The sequence below is a fragment of the Verrucomicrobiia bacterium genome, from assembly GCA_035577545.1.
Lineage (GTDB): Bacteria > Verrucomicrobiota > Verrucomicrobiia > Palsa-1439 > Palsa-1439 > Palsa-1439.
The window spans coordinates 134118-150588 of sequence record DATLVI010000010.1 but is presented as its reverse complement, the minus strand read 5'-3'; the positions used below and the strand labels follow the sequence as shown (position 1 = coordinate 150588).

The following is a 16471-nucleotide window of genomic DNA, read 5'->3' as shown; positions in this document are numbered from 1 at the left end:
ACGTGTCTTCTACTTCGCGTTCCCCTTGAGTTTGCGGTAGCGCCTGATCAGCGTGTTCGTGGAACTATCATGTTTCAGCGGCGTCTCACTCGCGGGCCGCAGTTCGGGAGTAATTCGCCGGGCCAATACCTTCCCCAACTCCACCCCCCACTGGTCAAAGGAATCAATGTTCCAAATCACGCCCTGCGTGAAGACCGCGTGTTCGTACAGCGCCACGAGTTTGCCCAACACTTCGGGAGTCAATCGCTCGATGAGAATGGTATTCGATGGACGGTTCCCTTCAAAGACCCGATGCGGCACCAACCACTCAGCCGTCCCCTCGACCTTCACTTCGTCCGCTGTCTTGCCGAATGCCAGTGCCTCGCTCTGCGCGAGCAGATTCGATATCAACAAATCGTGATGCTCACCCAGCGGATTCAGCGTCTTGCAGAAACCGATAAAGTCGCACGGGATCAATTTCGACCCTTGATGAATGAGCTGGTAGAATGAGTGCTGCCCGTTCGTGCCCGGCTCGCCCCAGAAGATCGCGCCGGTCTGGTAATCCACGTGCGCCCCTTCGAGCGTGACGGATTTGCCGTTGCTCTCCATCGTCAACTGCTGCAGGTACGCGGGAAACCGTTTCAGGTACTGGTCGTACGGCAGCACCGCGACCGTCTGCGAACCAAAGAAATTGTTGTACCATACGCCCAGCAACCCCAGGAGCGCGGGCAGGTTCCTTTCAAATGGCGCGGCGCGAAAATGCTCGTCCATCGCGTGAAAGCCCGCGAGCATGGTCCGGAAATTATCTGGCCCGATGGCCAGCATCGTCGAGAGACCGATCGCCGAGTCCATCGAGTAGCGTCCCCCCACCCAATCCCAGAAACCAAACATGTTGGCCGTGTCGATGCCGAACTTCGCCACCTCTTGTCCGTTGGTTGATACCGCGACAAAGTGCTTCGCCACCGCCTTTTCGTCTCCCAACTGCTTCAATGCCCACTGCCGTGCCGTGAGCGCGTTGGTCATCGTTTCCTGCGTCGTGAACGTCTTCGACGACACGATGTACAACGTCTCCTCCGCCTTCAGGTCATGCGTCGCCTCGGCAAAATCCGTCCCGTCCACATTCGAGACAAAACGAAAAGTCAAATCGCGCTGGCTGTAATGGCGCAGCGCCTCGTACGCCATCACCGGCCCGAGGTCCGAGCCGCCAATCCCGATATTGATGACGTTGCGGATGCGCTTGCCGGTGTGCCCCTTCCAAGCGCCGCTACGGACGCGGTTGGTGAACTCCGCCATCCGGTCCAATACCTCGTGCACCTTCGGCACCACATCTTCCCCATCCACCACAATCGACTGATCGCGCGGCGTGCGCAACGCCACGTGCAACACCGCCCGCTTTTCCGTCACGTTGATCTTCTCGCCGCGGAACATCGCCTCGATCCGCGCCCGCAAGCCGCACTCCTCCGCCAGCGCGACCAGCAGCCGGATGGTTTCCTCGTTGACCCGGTTTTTCGAGTAGTCCAAGTAAAGGCCAACATCCTCAACAACCAGGCGCTCGCCGCGCTTCGAATCGTCGGCGAAGAACTGCCGCAGATGCGTGTCCTTGATCTTCTCGTAATGCGCGCCGAGCGCTCGCCACGCCGGCCGCTTTGTGAGTGAAGGTGTGTCCGTTGCCATATGCCTCTTGTACCGATTATTTGTGTTGGAGAAAAGCTTAACCGCACGCTATCGTTTCTGTTGATGAGCACGTCACCCGTGTGGCCTCACGAAGACGGCGCCATGACCCGGCGCAAATTCCTCAAACTGTCGATGGCCACCGCCGTCGCCGCCACCGCGGGAAAACTCGCGTGCGGCGCGGACGCGAAAGCAGACATCCCCCGGCGGCCGATCGGTAACACGGGCGAAAAAGTCTCCGTGATCGGCCTTGGCGGCTCCCACATCGGGAGGCCGACCGAATCGGAAAGCATCCGCATCGTGCGCACCGCGGTCGATAGCGGTGTGAACTTCATGGACAACTGCTGGGATTATTACGGCGGCGAATGTGAGGTCCGCATGGGGAAAGCGCTGCGCGATGGCTACCGCAACCGCGTCTTTCTCATGACCAAGATCGATGGCCGCAATAAGCAGACGGCCCGGCAGCAGTTGGATGAATCGCTTCGACGTCTCCAGACCGACCATCTCGACCTGTTGCAGATCCACGAAATAGGTAATGCTGACGACCCTGATCGCGTTTTCGCCGCCGAAGGCGCGATCGAGGCCCTGATCGAAGCGCAGAAGGCCGGCAAGACTCGCTTCCTCGGTTTCACGGGGCACAAGAATCCCGACATGCACCTGAAGATGCTCGACGCAGCCGCGGCCCATCAATTCCGGTTCGACACCGTGCAAATGCCCCTCAACGTCATGGATCCACACTTCGAAAGTTTCGAGAAACGTGTCCTGCCCTTTCTGCTGAAACAAAATATCGGCGTCCTCGGCATGAAATCGATGGGCTACGGGCGCATCCTCGAAAGCAGAACCGTGACGCCCATCGAATGCCTGCACTACGCCATGAATTTGCCGACCAGTGTCGTGATAACCGGCTGCGACTCGCTGCCCATCCTGCAACAGGCCCTCGACGCCGCGCGCAGTTTTCGACCGATGAGCGAGACGCAGGTCTCGGCGTTGCTCGCGAAGACCGCCGACGCCGCGAAAGACGGAAGGTACGAAAGCTACAAAACATCTCACTCCTTCGACGGCACGCATTACCATCCCAAGTGGCTCGGCTGAGCACATCGCGTTTTCCAGATTCCTATCAGGCATCCATTTTCACCTTGAGCAATTCATCCACGTCCAACGCCCGCGTAAACATCGCCACACCGCCATCAGGCGAACGCGGCCATTGCTCTTTGGGCCGGTCCCAATATAGTTCGACGCCGTTGCCGTCCGGGTCGCGCAGGTAAAGCGCCTCGCTCACACCATGGTCGGAAGCGCCTTCGAGCGGAACTCCCGCTTTCACGAGCCGCCGCAACGCATCGGCCAGCAGCGCGCGGCTCGGGTAGAGAATCGCGACGTGATACAGTCCCGTCGTGCCCATCGGCGGCGGTGAACCACCCTCACTCTCCCACGTGTTGAGACCAATGTGATGATGATAACCGCCGGCGGAAAGAAACGCCGCCTGCCGCCCATAACGCTGCATCACCTCAAACCCAAGCACGTCCCGATAGAACGCCAGCGACCGTTCCAAGTCAGCCACTTTGAGATGCACGTGGCCGACTCTGACACCGGGATCAATGGTTCGTGTCGAATTCAATAGGCCGCCGTAAAGCGTTGGCGAAGATGTTGCGGATGTTCGACCTCGTCGAGAAATGCGATTGCGTAATCCTCCGCCGAGATGCGGCTCTCGCCCTTCGCATCCGTCACCAACTGATCTTTGCCCAGCCGAAACTTCCCCGTCCGCTCGCCGGGTGCAATCATCGCCGCCGGGCTGACAGACGTCCAATCCAACGTTTTATTCTTTCGCAATGTCGCCAGCGCCGCGCCGTGTGCTCGAGCAACAGGCAGGACTTCTTTGGGGAACAGTGGAGTATCGATGAGTTGCACACCCGGCGAAACCTCGAGACTGCTTGCGCCGCCAACAACAACCAATCGCCGTACGCCCGCCTGTGTCAGGCCGTCGATCAATGAGTGCGCGGCCCCTTTGACGACTTCCGGTGCCGGCCCCACCGCGCTGAGCACCGCGTCATGGCCTTTGGCAATCCTGGCCACGCCGGCCGCATCAAGCACATCGCCTTTCACAACCATAAGATGATTGTGCTTGTGTGCGAACTTCGAGGGGTCACGCACTACGGCCGTGACCTCATGCCCACGCCGCAACGCCTCACTCAAAATGCGACTGCCAATCATCCCGCTCGCGCCAAAAAGAGCCAGTTTCATCTCCGGATAGGATGCGCCTCTCAGACGATGGGTTCCCCAACTTTTCTCTCGGCAAATGCCGTCGCCTTGGGGCATCCTGCGCCAGCGAAATGAAAACCACCCGGCTCGAAGCCTTCAGCGACGGCGTCCTCGCGATCATCATCACCATCATGGTGCTGGAATTGAAAGTCCCGCACGCGACCGACCTCGCCGCGCTGAAACCGCTCCTGCCCGTCCTCCTCAGCTACGTCCTCAGTTTCATCTACGTCGGCATTTATTGGAACAACCATCATCACCTCTTCCAGTCCACCGAAGAAGTCTCGGGCGGCATCCTCTGGGCGAACCTCCACCTGCTTTTCTGGCTCTCGCTGTTCCCGTTCACCACCGCGTGGGTCGGCGAGAACCATCTCGGATCGATACCCACCGCCGTCTACGGCTTCGTCCTCCTAATGGCCGCCTTCGCCTACTACATTCTGCAATCCACCATCATCAAACAACAAGGCCCCGACTCCCTCCTCGCCGCCGCCATCGGCAACGACTGGAAAGGCAAACTCTCGCCGGTACTCTACCTCCTCGCTATCCCCCTCGCCTTCATCAGCCCCTGGATCTCCCATGCCCTCTTCATCACCGTCGCCCTCCTCTGGCTCGCCCCCGACCCCCGTATCGAACGTGTCCTCGCCGACAAAGAGAAAGAATAGCGGAGTCCGACGACACGCGCCGAATTCGTGCCGGCGGCGCAACCCGAGCGTGGCCACCTTCTGAGACCCATTCGCCTAAGCCCTTGCAAAATGGGCAGTTAACTGGGGGGTTCGTTTCGCAAAATAGCGTTTTTTGTCGGGCCACCTCTCTGCGTACGAGCGACATTACATCGCGATTCCTCTTTGGTGCCCTTGAACGTTGGGCGTTGAAAGTTGAATGTTGAGAGTTGATCCGTCGAGCCTACCCTTTCGCCCCCATCCTGTCCAGCCAAATTATCGTTTAACGATACAAAGTGCGGTACCGGCTGCACATATTCTACCGGAGGCCGTTTAACAGGACCTAAAGTCGCACGAACACTGGAAAAATGAAGACGGCAATGGCAACCAGGCAAATCCCGAAACTTACTCCGGACACCCAATGCTTCTCCTTAAACGTGTTCAGCGTAAAGCAGCCCGCCACCAGCCATGGAACAGAGATTCCAAGGCGCATTACAAGGCTGCTACCAACGGAAACCCGCCCAAGTTCCATGTAACAAACAACAGCGACAATCGAGAGGAGAATACCAATAATCGCTGAAATTCTGACGCTGAAGCCCCGCTTCTTCCTCGACCATGCGACCATGCCGATTGTTAGAATTGGCAACACACCCCCGCTCCATGCGATCGTCAGGTAAAATGGAAGATCTCGAAAGGGGTTCGCAGGTGAGGGGTCGAGAATAATATTCGGCTTTGGTGGACTGCCCCCGTCAAGTACAAGTCCTGATTCCGCTTTCCGTTTATTCTCGAGTCTGTAGATTTTGGCTGCCGTCGCGACATAGGGTGGCATTCCATTAGGACTGCTATACGACAACGTGTGCCTCATTGTTGGAAACTGGTAAATCCACCGGTGCCTACCACTTTCCTTTTCCACACACTCAACGTGACCGAGATCCGAGCCGAAGAGCAGGTATTTTCCCGTTGCGGCAACCGCGACCACCCGCCCACGATCACCCAGATAAGGCAAGGATCCACGCCAATTTCCGCTGGCTGATTTGAATTCTATACGACATCGCTCACCTCGGGAGTTGACATCCCCGCTGGAACGTTCGGGATCGAACACAGTCACCAATCCGCCGTCTACTACAAACTCGGTGACGAAGTTCATGACCCCTTGCTTATCCTTCGAGACTTGTCGCATTCTACCTTCTCCTGGTCGGCGAGGTGGAATCTTATCCGGCCCTTCCCAAACATGTCCTTGGGCAAAGGTTTTGCCAGACATTGAAAATGCATCTTCTCGGCTATTCTTTTTGAGCGCATCTGGCGCAGGAACTGACTCCACCTGCTGCCCTGCAAGGTTCCAAATAAGAAGGTTCTCGAAGCGAGCGGACGCTCGTCCACGATCGAAGCGGCTTCGTGACTTCGGATCGTATTGTCCTGTGTACGTCCCGGTTGCCACGTAGACGCTTTCGTCGTCCAGGTAACCAGCAATATAGCTCACTCCCTGCGGCGCGGTTCTGCGGAATAATTCTCGCCCGGTCTTCAACTCCAGTAGAACGACTGTGGGCTCTCGATCGAGCCGTTCGTATACCGCCGAGCGCAACAGCAAGACTTTGCCGCTGTCGACCGCTATGTTCAGGGCACCCGGAAGCTCATACGACCAGAGCACCCGACCTTTACTCAAGTTTCTGCATTCAATAAGCCCATTTCCGTCGCAAGTCACCAAGACGTCACCGGAAACGATTGAATTGTAGGCCCCGTTGCAATTCCACTTTAGCGTGAGGTTTGTCGGGTCCAGCAGCGAAGCCCCGCTGTATTTCAATACCAGCACCCCTTCCGCTGTCATCTGGAGAGTCCCTGAGTACTCGATATCGTGCTTTCGAGCCATCACTTTCCCATCGTCCAGCCTGAGCACGGTTAGAGAATCATCTGCCTGCACGAACATGACCCGGCCTTCATCAACCACGAAGTTACTGTCCACGCCGGCTTGAGCGTACATATATGCCTGCACTCGACTCCCTGCTAGGACCGAGAATAGAAGGCAGGAAATGATCTTGGCCGTTGGAACCCATCTTGCGTTCTTCATATGCACACCCGTTTGGCGTACCGGTTTTTAACACTTCGAGTAAGTCCCTCTACCCATTTCGACAAACTCCGGAGACTTTCGTTCCGCGCCTGTTCGCTATTGTTACTCTTCAGCGGCCCTCGTTCGGTTGCGTACTGTCACGCCTACGCGATGATCTTTATGGAACAGAAGCGTGGATCGCACACGCTACCGAAGCGGCCGCGCTTCTGCGGGAAGCTCAATCCGCTTCCCAGTCCTAGCGGACTCGCGGGCCGCATCAAGAATCTCCGTCACCGTCATGTTCACTTCCAGCGACGACAGGCCCGACGGTTGCATGTCCCCGCGCACGACCGCCGCCAAATAGGAGAGCGGGTTGGTCTCCGGGCCTGTCAACGGCGGGACGGTCACCTGCGTTTCATTCTCAGGTCGGTCGCCTTTCAACACGCGCAACACATTACCCCGCGGCACCAGCACGTACCCGGTCTGACCGTAAATCTCCATGTCCTTCCGGTTGTACGGCCAATTCCACGACGCCTGGATGATCCCCTGCGCCTTGGGATACGTCACCACAATCGTCGCCTCATCGTCCACCTTCGGATAAAGCTCCGGCTGCAGGTGCTGCGTCACCGCGAACACCGAAGTCGGCCGCTGCCCCTGCATGAGCCACGTCATCAGGTCCGCGCCGTAACAACCAAAATCAGGCAACGCCCCGCCACCGTCCAGCACCGGGTCGAGAAGCCATTGTAGAAACTCCGGCGGACACCCGATCTTCTTCGGTCCGGGATGTCCGTCATGGACCACAAACTTCCGCAACTCCCCGATCGCATGCTGTTCCGTGACCAGGTTATACGCCGCGTGATTGGCGGAGTACCACGTGGTCTCGTAATTGACGAGCAGATGAATACCGCCCTTCCTCGCCGCTGCCGCCATGGCGCGCGCGTGCTCCATGTTCACCGCTAGCGGTTTCTCCATCATCACATGAATGCCGCGAGGCGCGCACGCTTCCACGACCCGCCGATGATCGAACGTGCTGGTAAACGTCGCCACCGCCTGCGCATTCGTTTTGGCAAACAACTGTTCGAGGCTGGCGTAAAATAAATTCGTGTTGATTTGGTAAAGCCGGGAAAATTTCGTCACCAGTGAGCGATCCGGCTCCACGATACCAACCACCTGCACCTCTGCATTCGTAAGCGCCTGCGGCAGGAACCCCCGCACATGCGTGTGAACCAGCCCAATGATGGCAATACGCACCGGCGGCCTGTTCTCCTCCGCCCCTGTAGCCGCGTCGTAAGGCGCGGGTTTTCTCTCCTCAGAAAAAGCCGGCAGTGCCGCGAAGCCTAGAAGAAGATAAATGCCAAAAACAAACACTGATCGCGAATGATTCTTCATATACCTCCAGGAACTTGAGCGAATTCTGAAGCGACCGTGTCATGAAAGCAAGCCGGGCCACGACGATGCCGGTAATGATTCTTGAACGAACCCCGCCAATTTGCTTTCATCCGCTCGTGAACTTCTCACGATGGGTCTTTCGCATTGCCGGCATCTACGGGCTGATCGTGCTCGTCCCGCAGTATTTCATGGAAGCACAGGTGGGGCGCACGTACCCTCCGCTCATCACGCACCCGGAATTCTTCTACGGGTTCATTGGCATCGCTATCGCCTGGCAGGTGGTGTTCTTGCTCATCGCGCAAGATCCAATCCGGTATCGACTGGTCATAATTCCCGGCATCCTGGAGAAGTTCTCGTTTGGCATCGCCGCCCTCATTCTTAACGCGCAAGGCCGCATTTCGCCGAGTCCAGTGGGCCCGCTGGGGGGTGCAATAGTAGACTTGGTGCTGGGCACTCTGTTTCTGGTCGCGTTCTACAAAACCGCGGGGCCGCGCTTACTAAAATAATTCGCCCGCGACTTGCTGGGGTTCATTCTTTGCCGAAAACTCAGCCAGCATTTCTTTCAACTGCTCCGGTTTGAAAAGCCGCCGCATTTTCGCGATCTCCTCAACCGCTAGTTGATCGCATCGCTCATTGCCGGCGTGTCCCGCATGACCCTTGAGCCAGCGCCAATCAATCCGGTGCTTTGCCGCGGATGTATCAATCCCGCGCCAAAGATCTTCGTTCTTCACCGCCTGCTTCGCCTTCGTCCTCCAACCGTTGCGCTTCCAATTCGACAACCACTCGGTTACCCCATTCTTCACGTACACGGAATCGGTATAGAACTCGATTTCGCAGGGCTCTGTGAGCGCGTTCAGCGCCTCGATGACGGCTTGCAGCTCCATCCGATTATTCGTCGTCACCGGAACGCCGCCGCTCAGTTCGCGCTTCTGTCCTTCACACTCCAGTATCGCCGCCCAACCGCCCGGCCCAGGATTTCCCTGGCAAGCACCGTCAGTATGGATAACGACCTTCTTCAACGCTTCAATCGGCAGGCTTTGTCCCGCGGCCAATCTACGCCTTCGCGTAAACTACCGCGCCCTTCTCCACGAACTCCTTCGACTTCGCTTCCATCCCCTTCTTCAACGCTTCGGACTCGGCAATCCCCTGCTCTTCCGCATACTTCCTTACATCTTCCGTGATCTTCATCGAACAGAAATGCGGGCCGCACATGCTGCAGAAGTGGGCCAGCTTCGCGCCTTCGGCGGGCAACGTCTCATCATGGAACTCACGAGCAGTGTCGGGATCAAGGCTCAGGTTGAACTGATCTTCCCAGCGGAACTCAAATCGGGCTTTGCTCAACGCATCATCGCGTTGCTTCGCACCGGGATGCCCCTTCGCCAAGTCGGCGGCATGCGCCGCGATCTTGTAGGCGATGACGCCGTCCTTGACGTCTTTCTTGTTCGGCAGGCCAAGATGTTCCTTCGGGGTGACGTAGCAGAGCATCGCGCAGCCATACCAACCGATCATCGCCGCGCCGATGGCGCTGGTAATGTGGTCGTAGCCGGGCGCGATATCCGTCGTGAGCGGCCCGAGTGTGTAGAACGGCGCCTCGGCGCACCACTCCAGCTGCTTCTCCATGTTCTCTTTGATGAGGTGCATGGGAATATGGCCCGGACCCTCATTCATGACCTGACAACCGTGCTCCCACGCGATCTCGTTGAGTTCGCCCTGGGTCTTCAATTCAGCAAACTGCGCTTCGTCGTTGGCGTCAGCAATCGAACCCGGCCGCAAACCGTCGCCCAGACTAAAGCTGACATCGTACGCCGCCATGATCTCACAGATCTCCGCGAACCGCGTGTAGAGGAAGCTCTCCTGGTGATGCGCCAGGCACCACTTAGCCATGATCGATCCGCCGCGGCTGACAATCCCCGTGACGCGCTTCGCCGTCATCGGGATGTAACGGAGCAACACGCCCGCATGAACCGTAAAATAATCAACGCCCTGCTCGCATTGCTCGATGAGTGTGTCGCGGTACACTTCCCACGTCAGTTCCTCCGCCTTGCCGTCCACCTTCTCCAGCGCCTGATAAATCGGCACGGTGCCAATAGGTACGGGGCTGTTGCGAATAATCCATTCGCGCGTCTCGTGAATGTTCTTGCCCGTCGAGAGGTCCATGACCGTGTCCGCCCCCCACTTCGCCGCCCAACGCATCTTCTCGACTTCTTCCTCAATCGAACTGGCCACGGCACTATTACCGATATTCGCGTTGATCTTCACGAGAAAGTTGCGCCCGATAATCATCGGCTCGCTCTCGGGATGATTGATGTTGGCGGGAATGATCGCCCGTCCACGGGCCACTTCACTTCGGACAAACTCCGGCTCCAGTCCTTCACGGAGCGCAATGTATTCCATCTCCGGCGTGACAACTCCCTGCCGGGCGTAATGGAGTTGCGTAACAATCTTCCCCGGCTTCGCGCGTAATGGCTGACGCCGCAACGTCGCGGGAATCTCCACATCGCTGCGCCCCGCAATGGGTCGGTAGGAAGATTCAGCCTTCTCCACATCACCGCGTTTAAGAATCCAGTCGCTCCGCAGCGCAGGCAGCCCTTGGTTCACATCCCCGTGAAAATTAGGATCACTCCACGGTCCGCTCGTGTCGTATACGCGCACCGCTTCGTTGACTTCGACGCGCCCCGTATGGCTCACGGTTGGCGACAACTCAATCTCGCGGAAAGGAACCCGGATGCCCGCATGAATTTTCCCCTCCACAAACACTTTCGTTGATTTCGGCAGCATCTCGCGACTGTGCGCCTCGCCATTCCCGTTCTTCGGTGCAATCATCTCTCTCCTTCTCTCCAATAAAAAACCGACACCACGAACCAGGTGTCGGCTTCACAACGTGTTTCCCTACGCCAGCATTACCTGGGTCAGGTTCTATGGGTCTCCCGCCTCGTGCGGAATCTCAGCCCCGAAAGGCTCCCCAAACGAATCTGCCTATGAAATTGTCAATTGAACGACTTGCCGCAGCCACAGCTCGAATGCACGTTCGGGTTCTTGATCTTGAATCCCGAACCCTGCAGGCTGTCCACATAATCAATCTCGCTGCCCTTCAGAAAATTCATGCTCATCGGATCGATGACCACCTCGACCCCGTCCTGCGCCACCACTTCATCCTCGGCCTTCTTATCATCGAACGCCATCCCGTACTCCATACCCGAGCACCCGCCCGCGTCCACATACACGCGCAAAGGTTTCCCCTGCTTGTCCTCGTCGGTCTGCAGCGTCTTGATATGCTTCGTGGCGTTTTCCGTAAGTGTAATCATGTCATTCTCCACCAAACTGCACTCCAAATGTAACAAGCTCGCCCCCCGATGTCAAACCCCTGTGCCGTTGCCGCTCACTCAATCACCACCGCGCCATAACCCACCACCCGCGTGAAATCGCCGCTGACGTCGCCGCTCGTGCGGTAATCGAGCAACTCAGCGCGTTTCGCCCCCAGTTTCTTCGCCGCATGCAACACAATGTAGGTCGACGCAACACCGCACATCGAAACTTCCACGTCGATCACATGGTCCATCAGGGCGTCTTCATCCAGCTTTACAACGGCATCCAGCACCAACTTGTCTTTGATGTGCGAAGTTTCCTGGTCTTCGTAGTGGTTAAGGTCAGTCGAGGCCAGCAACAGAACGGGCTTCCCGAATTCCTGCACCGTCTGGGCAATGGCCCCGCCAATCTCGCGCAGATCGCTGCGTCCACCGCTTTCCGGCCAGCCGCCACCGATAAGTATGGGTACGATCCGCACGTTCGGGTTGGCGCGCAATAGCATGGGAATCTGTACTTCCAACGAGTGTTCGCCGCCATGGGCACGCGCGTCTTCAGCTAGCAATTCGCAATTGTCCAACAACTCGGCGGCCAGTGGTTCGGCAATCGGGACGTCGCCAACCGGCGTGCGCCATGAACCGGAACCGTACACAGCGTACTTACTACCAATACCTTGATGATTCGGGCCGACCAGAATGACGCGGTCCGTGATTTCCACCTGGGAATAAACGAAACCGGCCGTACGACCCGAATACGTCCATCCCGCATGTGGACAAACGACGGCAACAGCACGGCGCTTCGACGCCGACAAAGGAATGAATGTCTGCAGCGCGGCATCGACCTCCGACGCCGTCCCTGGATAGAACTGCCCGGCTACTGCGGGTGGACGAACCATGATTTACCCCTTTGACCACTACCGCGTTGACTAGGATACCACCACCCGGATTGCTTCCGCAAGGACACTCATCACCCGATCCAGTTGCGCGGCGCTGATACAATACGGCGGCATAAGAACGATCGTATTCCCAATCGGTCGCGTTAATACTCCCCGCAGCCGCATCTCCGCGCACACTTTCATGCCCATCTTGTCCGTCAGCGGGAACGGCTCCTTCGTGGTCACGTCTTTAAATAATTCCACCGCTCCGATCATTCCCAAGCAGCGCACATCCCCGACATGCGGCAGCTCACGCAAACCCTCTAGTCCTCCCCGCAACTGCCCGCAAAGCTGTGGCAATTTCTCCAGAGTCCGTTCCTCCTCAAAGACCCGCAAATTCGCCAAGGCCGCGACGCACCCGAGTTGATTGCCGGTGTAGCTATGCCCGTGAAAGAATGTCTTGAACTCGCTGTAATCACCGAGGAACGCGCCGAATACCTCCTCAGTCGTCAGCGTCGCTGCCAGCGGCAGATAGCCGCCCGTCAATCCCTTCGCCACTGCCATCAAATCGGGTGTCACTCCTTCATGCTCGCAGGCGAACATCTTCCCCGTGCGTCCAAAGCCCGTCATGACCTCGTCCACGATCAGCAGCGCGCCGTTTTGCATGCAGAACGCGCGCAATTCCTTCAACAACCCGCGCGGCCACAACTTCATTCCACCCGCCCCCTGAATCATCGGCTCGATCACTGCCGCCGCCAACGTACTGTCCGCCACGCTCCGCAGTTGCGCCATGTCCTTCACGCGGATCACATCAAACAGCAACGGCTTGAACGTTGCGTGAAACAGGTCGATCCCGCCAAGACTGACCGCGCCAAGCGTATCACCGTGATAGGCATCCGCAAACGCGACGAACTTTGTGCGCTGCGGTTGCTGCTGATGCTGCCAGTACTGCAGCGCCATCTTGATCGCGACTTCCATCGCGGTCGAGCCGTCGTCCGAATAGAACACCCGCGTCAACCCGCGCGGCGCGATGTTGACCAGCTTCTCCGCCAATTGGATGGCCGGCGCATTCGAAAGACCGAGAAATGATGAATGCGCAATTTGGTCGAGCTGATCCTTGATCGCCTGCGTGATCGCGGGATGCCGGTGCCCATGCAGGTTGGTCCAAATCGAAGAGTTGGCGTCGATATACTCGCGCCCGTTCGTGTCCCGAAGAATCGCACCCTCTCCCGACTCGATAATGACCGGCTCCTCCGCCAGCCAATCCTTCATCTGTGTGAACGGATGCCAGAGGAAGCGATGATCTTTGTCAGCGAGCGAGGTCACCGAACTCCTTCAAGAACCGTTCAATGTCCGGCGGTTCATGCGCCGCCGTTACGGTCACACGCAAGCGCGCCTTGCCTTTGGGCACACTCGGGAATCGGATCGCGGGGACAAAAATGCCGTTCTCCTGCAACTGGCGCGAGACTTCAACAGCCTGGCCTTCATCGCCGACGATGATCGGGATGATCGGACTCCGCGATTCATTCAGAACGCCAACCGCCGATAAGCCATTCTTCAGTGCGCTCACATTCCGCCAGAGCCGGTCACGGCGCTGGTGGCCGTCCTCGCTCATCACGAAATCAACCGCCGCCACTGCCGCCGCGCATATTGCCGGCGGCAGTGCCGTCGAATAGATCAGGCTGCGGGCGCGATTCCGCAAGAAGTCGATCAGCGGCTGCGAGCCCACGACAAAGCCGCCTGCGCACCCGAGCGCCTTGCTGAGCGTTCCCAGCGTGATGTCAATCTGGCCCTCAACGGCTGCGGCTTCCGCGATGCCGCGACGGTTACCCGCGTATAATCCCGTCGCATGCGCTTCATCGATCATCAACCACGCGCCGTACTTCTCTTTCAAGGCGACGATTTCAGCCAACGGAGCCAGATCACCGTCCATCGAGAACACCGTCTCGGTCACGATCAGCTTGCGACGGAAAGCGTCGCCCTGCTGGAGAATAGCCTCCAGCTTCGTGAGGTTCTTATGCGGATACACCCGAATGGTCGCGCCGCTCTGTCGCGCGCCATCGATGATGCTGGCGTGGTCGAGCTTGTCGAGGATGACCATGTCGCCCTCGCCAACCAGCGCGGTAATGGCGCCGATGTTGGCCGCATAACCACTTCCGAAAACGATCGCCGCCTCCTTGGCCTTGAACGCGGCGAGCTTCCGCTCCAGGTCTTCGTATGGTTGCAGGTTGCCGCAAACGAGACGTGACCCACCCGCGCCGACCCCATACGTTTCAATTGCCGCCGCCGCCGCCCCTTTTATTACAGGGTCGTTTGCCAGCCCGAGATAATCATTGCTGGAGAAGTTAAGCAATTCATGACCGTCAACGACAATGCGCGGGCCCTGCGCCGAGGTGAGTGTTCGCAGGCTCCGGTACAGGCCCTCCGCGCGGGTCTTGTCGAGATCAACACCGAGTTGGTCATTCAAATGTGACATTCGCGGGCGCGGATTCTTTCGGCGCAATCGGCAACGGCTTGTAGATGACGATGGCGTGGGTGTCGACCCGATACCGCAGTCCGGCTCCTTCGGTCACGTATTTTAACATGTCGCCAAGAGGGATATCGTGAAGATTTAGCGTGACCCTGGCGGTCTTCGACGCCTCGGGGGCTTGCCACACGAAATTGATCGGCGTCTTGTCCCCGGAAACCTTTTGGCCGTCCGCCTGTAAAAGGCCAATCACTTCCGTCACGGTCGTATCGCGTACATTCAACTCGTGGATCGTCGTGGCATCCAGTTTATGCCGCAGGTCGGAAGATGAATTCTGCTGGCGCTTCTTTTCCTGGATCTCCTCCAACAGCTGCTTCACGGTCGGCTGTTTCGGATCCTGGAACAGGATCTTGCTGCATTGTTGCTCGGCTTCGTCGTACAGCCCCATCCGCGCCAGGAGGATCGCCCCCTGCAGTATTTCACCCATTTGGGCATCGGTAAGTTTCGCCACGCGGCTTGTCGTCGGCGCTGCCTCGCCGGCCAACCTTGTTGTGGTTCCCCAGAAAAAGGCGGCCACCACCAGTCCGCCACAACACCAACTACGAACACTATTTGGCTTCATCAAAAAGCACCTCTCCTCCCACCATTGAAAAACTCACTGCCTTGTTCGCAAACACGATCGCCTCATACGGATCGCCGCCCGCCCCTTCCAAAGGCGCCGCAATCAAATCCGCCCCCGCGCCGGGCGTGATTACCCCAAGCTTTCCGGACTGGTTCAACGCCCGCGCCGCGTTCACCGTGCACATTTCCAACAATTCCTGTGGCGGCAGGAGCGGGAGGATCTGCGCCAATTGCTGCATTTCGTCGAGCATGTTCAGCGAATCGTTACTCGCCAGGCTGTCGGTGCCCAGGCAGACGTTGATCCCTTGCTTCTTCATGGTCTCTAGAAAAGGCATGCCGCGGTGGAAGAAATGATGCGTCTTTGGGCAATGTACCACATGCGTCCCCGTCCGCCTCAGGAGAGTGATGTCCAGCGGTGTCAGACAATTCGTGTGCGCGGCGATACAGCCGGGCCCAAGCACTCCATATTCGGACAACAACTGGACCGGTCCCACCCGTTTACAGTCGCTCATGTCGCGGCCGGCGCGCAGAAAGTAATCGTGCATTTGTCCCGTGCCGCGCCGAACCATATCGTCCTCTTCCTCCGATTCAGCAACGTGAGTCGTCAACGGAATGTTTCGCCCATGCGCATATTGCGCGGACAACCGGTACAATTCCCCGCTCACTGTGTAAGGGGCATGCGGTGAAAGTCCGAAGCCTCCTCGCGTGATCGAATGCGCGGCGATGAACTCCAGCGCCCCCGTGGCCACTGCCTTTGCCTCTTCCGCGCGGTTGAGGTCAATGAGCTCAAGGCACCACCACACGCGCAGCTTCGTCGGCAGGACCTGCTCGAGCAATCCGGGAAACGACTCGATATTTACCACCGTCGTTGTCCCGGAGCGCGCCAACATACCGAGCCCGCGTTGAATCCCGTCCACGAAATCTTTTTCCGGGTGTAATTGTTTTGCCGCAACCAACTGCAGGATCCATGCGGTGAAGCTGCCGTGCCATTCGACCTCGCCGTGCAGGCGGGTGTAATCGAGGTGACAATGAGCGTTGATGAGGCCGGGCGCAAGCACGCGTTCTCCCAGGTCGTGCACTTCGCCGGTATGCGCCGCGCGGATTTCGGACGTCCTGCCGACCGCCACGATGTCGCCGCCTTCCACGACCACGGCGCCGTCCTCAATCGGCGACTGATCCATCGGCAACACGTGACGAGCGCGAATAATCAT

16 protein-coding genes and 1 riboswitch are annotated in these 16471 nt (G+C 58.1%); of the genes, 3 read left to right on the top strand and 13 right to left on the bottom strand.

Translation table 11 applies throughout. The features are described from left to right. Positions 1-9: 9 nt before the first annotated feature. Positions 10-1653 carry a glucose-6-phosphate isomerase gene (pgi, locus tag VNL17_03730; protein ID HXI83182.1) on the bottom strand — a complete coding sequence of 548 codons (1644 nt, stop codon included), beginning with the start codon at positions 1651-1653 and terminating at the stop codon, positions 10-12. 102 nt (positions 1654-1755) lie between these two features. Between pgi and VNL17_03725 the strand changes: the two genes are divergently transcribed. After that, positions 1756-2742, top strand: a complete 987-nt coding sequence (locus VNL17_03725) for an aldo/keto reductase (GenBank protein HXI83181.1) — start codon at positions 1756-1758, stop codon at positions 2740-2742. Between the two features lie 25 nt (positions 2743-2767). Here VNL17_03725 and VNL17_03720 read toward each other — a convergent pair whose 3' ends face one another. Together VNL17_03720 and VNL17_03715 are read right to left on the bottom strand one after the other, a co-directional pair. Next, a complete protein-coding gene (locus VNL17_03720; GenBank protein HXI83180.1) occupies positions 2768-3265 on the bottom strand; it encodes a VOC family protein in 498 nt (165 codons plus the stop codon). Further along, positions 3262-3888, bottom strand: a complete 627-nt coding sequence (locus tag VNL17_03715; protein ID HXI83179.1) for an NAD(P)-dependent oxidoreductase — start codon at positions 3886-3888, stop codon at positions 3262-3264. Before VNL17_03715 ends, VNL17_03720 begins: the two co-directional genes overlap by 4 nt. Positions 3889-3977: 89 nt before the next feature. Here VNL17_03715 and VNL17_03710 point away from each other — a divergent pair, with 89 nt between their 5' ends. Next, the gene (locus VNL17_03710) at positions 3978-4565 is read left to right on the top strand and encodes a TMEM175 family protein (GenBank protein ID HXI83178.1); all 588 of its coding nucleotides are present in this window, start codon (positions 3978-3980) and stop codon (positions 4563-4565) included. A gap of 340 nt (positions 4566-4905) precedes the next feature. Here the strand turns inward: VNL17_03710 and VNL17_03705 are convergent, their stop codons facing one another. Then, positions 4906-6540, bottom strand: coding sequence for a hypothetical protein (locus VNL17_03705; GenBank protein ID HXI83177.1), 1635 nt, complete (start codon positions 6538-6540; stop codon positions 4906-4908). Between the two features lie 273 nt (positions 6541-6813). After that, positions 6814-7995 carry a Gfo/Idh/MocA family oxidoreductase gene (locus VNL17_03700; protein ID HXI83176.1) on the bottom strand — a complete coding sequence of 394 codons (1182 nt, stop codon included), beginning with the start codon at positions 7993-7995 and terminating at the stop codon, positions 6814-6816. Between the two features lie 41 nt (positions 7996-8036). Here VNL17_03700 and VNL17_03695 point away from each other — a divergent pair, with 41 nt between their 5' ends. Then, the gene (locus VNL17_03695) at positions 8037-8501 is read left to right on the top strand and encodes a hypothetical protein (GenBank protein ID HXI83175.1); all 465 of its coding nucleotides are present in this window, start codon (positions 8037-8039) and stop codon (positions 8499-8501) included. Here the strand turns inward: VNL17_03695 and rnhA are convergent. The 8 genes from rnhA to VNL17_03655 form a co-directional block, all read right to left on the bottom strand. After that, positions 8493-9023, bottom strand: coding sequence for a ribonuclease HI (rnhA, locus tag VNL17_03690; GenBank protein ID HXI83174.1), 531 nt, complete (start codon positions 9021-9023; stop codon positions 8493-8495). The two genes, VNL17_03695 and rnhA, sit on opposite strands and share 9 nt — an antisense overlap. 25 nt (positions 9024-9048) lie before the next feature. Continuing rightward, positions 9049-10818 (bottom strand): phosphomethylpyrimidine synthase ThiC, encoded by a 1770-nt coding sequence (thiC, locus tag VNL17_03685; protein HXI83173.1) that lies wholly within the window; start codon positions 10816-10818, stop codon positions 9049-9051. 46 nt (positions 10819-10864) lie between these two features. After that, positions 10865-10970: riboswitch (TPP riboswitch) on the bottom strand. A 12-nt stretch (positions 10971-10982) separates the two neighbouring features. Further along, entirely contained in the window at positions 10983-11300 is a 318-nt protein-coding gene (erpA, locus tag VNL17_03680; protein ID HXI83172.1) for an iron-sulfur cluster insertion protein ErpA, read from the bottom strand. Between the two features lie 74 nt (positions 11301-11374). Continuing rightward, complete coding sequence (gene amrB, locus VNL17_03675; GenBank protein ID HXI83171.1) at positions 11375-12193, bottom strand: AmmeMemoRadiSam system protein B; 819 nt, start codon at positions 12191-12193, stop codon at positions 11375-11377. Positions 12194-12223: 30 nt separating this feature from the next. Continuing rightward, entirely contained in the window at positions 12224-13498 is a 1275-nt protein-coding gene (gene bioA, locus VNL17_03670; GenBank protein ID HXI83170.1) for an adenosylmethionine--8-amino-7-oxononanoate transaminase, read from the bottom strand. Then, entirely contained in the window at positions 13482-14648 is a 1167-nt protein-coding gene (bioF, locus tag VNL17_03665; GenBank protein HXI83169.1) for an 8-amino-7-oxononanoate synthase, read from the bottom strand. The genes bioA and bioF overlap by 17 nt, the downstream gene beginning before the upstream one ends. Beyond that, positions 14632-15261 carry a hypothetical protein gene (locus VNL17_03660; GenBank protein ID HXI83168.1) on the bottom strand — a complete coding sequence of 210 codons (630 nt, stop codon included), beginning with the start codon at positions 15259-15261 and terminating at the stop codon, positions 14632-14634. Before VNL17_03660 ends, bioF begins: the two co-directional genes overlap by 17 nt. Further along, positions 15248-16471, bottom strand: coding sequence for an amidohydrolase family protein (locus VNL17_03655; protein ID HXI83167.1), 1224 nt, complete (start codon positions 16469-16471; stop codon positions 15248-15250). Before VNL17_03655 ends, VNL17_03660 begins: the two co-directional genes overlap by 14 nt.

Excerpts from the sequence above, each read along its gene's own strand:
- pgi (HXI83182.1), bottom strand. The coding sequence starts at position 1,653 with ATGGCAACGGACACACCTTCACTCACAAAGCGGCCGGCGTGGCGAGCG.
- VNL17_03725 (HXI83181.1), top strand. The coding sequence starts at position 1,756 with ATGACCCGGCGCAAATTCCTCAAACTGTCGATGGCCACCGCCGTCGCC.
- VNL17_03715 (HXI83179.1), bottom strand. The coding sequence starts at position 3,888 with ATGAAACTGGCTCTTTTTGGCGCGAGCGGGATGATTGGCAGTCGCATT.
- VNL17_03710 (HXI83178.1), top strand. The coding sequence starts at position 3,978 with ATGAAAACCACCCGGCTCGAAGCCTTCAGCGACGGCGTCCTCGCGATC.
- VNL17_03705 (HXI83177.1), bottom strand. The coding sequence starts at position 6,540 with ATGTACGCTCAAGCCGGCGTGGACAGTAACTTCGTGGTTGATGAAGGC.
- VNL17_03700 (HXI83176.1), bottom strand. The coding sequence starts at position 7,995 with ATGAAGAATCATTCGCGATCAGTGTTTGTTTTTGGCATTTATCTTCTT.
- VNL17_03695 (HXI83175.1), top strand. The coding sequence starts at position 8,037 with ATGAAAGCAAGCCGGGCCACGACGATGCCGGTAATGATTCTTGAACGA.
- thiC (HXI83173.1), bottom strand. The coding sequence starts at position 10,818 with ATGATTGCACCGAAGAACGGGAATGGCGAGGCGCACAGTCGCGAGATG.
- erpA (HXI83172.1), bottom strand. The coding sequence starts at position 11,300 with ATGATTACACTTACGGAAAACGCCACGAAGCATATCAAGACGCTGCAG.
- amrB (HXI83171.1), bottom strand. The coding sequence starts at position 12,193 with ATGGTTCGTCCACCCGCAGTAGCCGGGCAGTTCTATCCAGGGACGGCG.
- bioF (HXI83169.1), bottom strand. The coding sequence starts at position 14,648 with ATGTCACATTTGAATGACCAACTCGGTGTTGATCTCGACAAGACCCGC.
- VNL17_03660 (HXI83168.1), bottom strand. The coding sequence starts at position 15,261 with ATGAAGCCAAATAGTGTTCGTAGTTGGTGTTGTGGCGGACTGGTGGTG.
- VNL17_03655 (HXI83167.1), bottom strand. The coding sequence starts at position 16,471 with ATGATTATTCGCGCTCGTCACGTGTTGCCGATGGATCAGTCGCCGATT.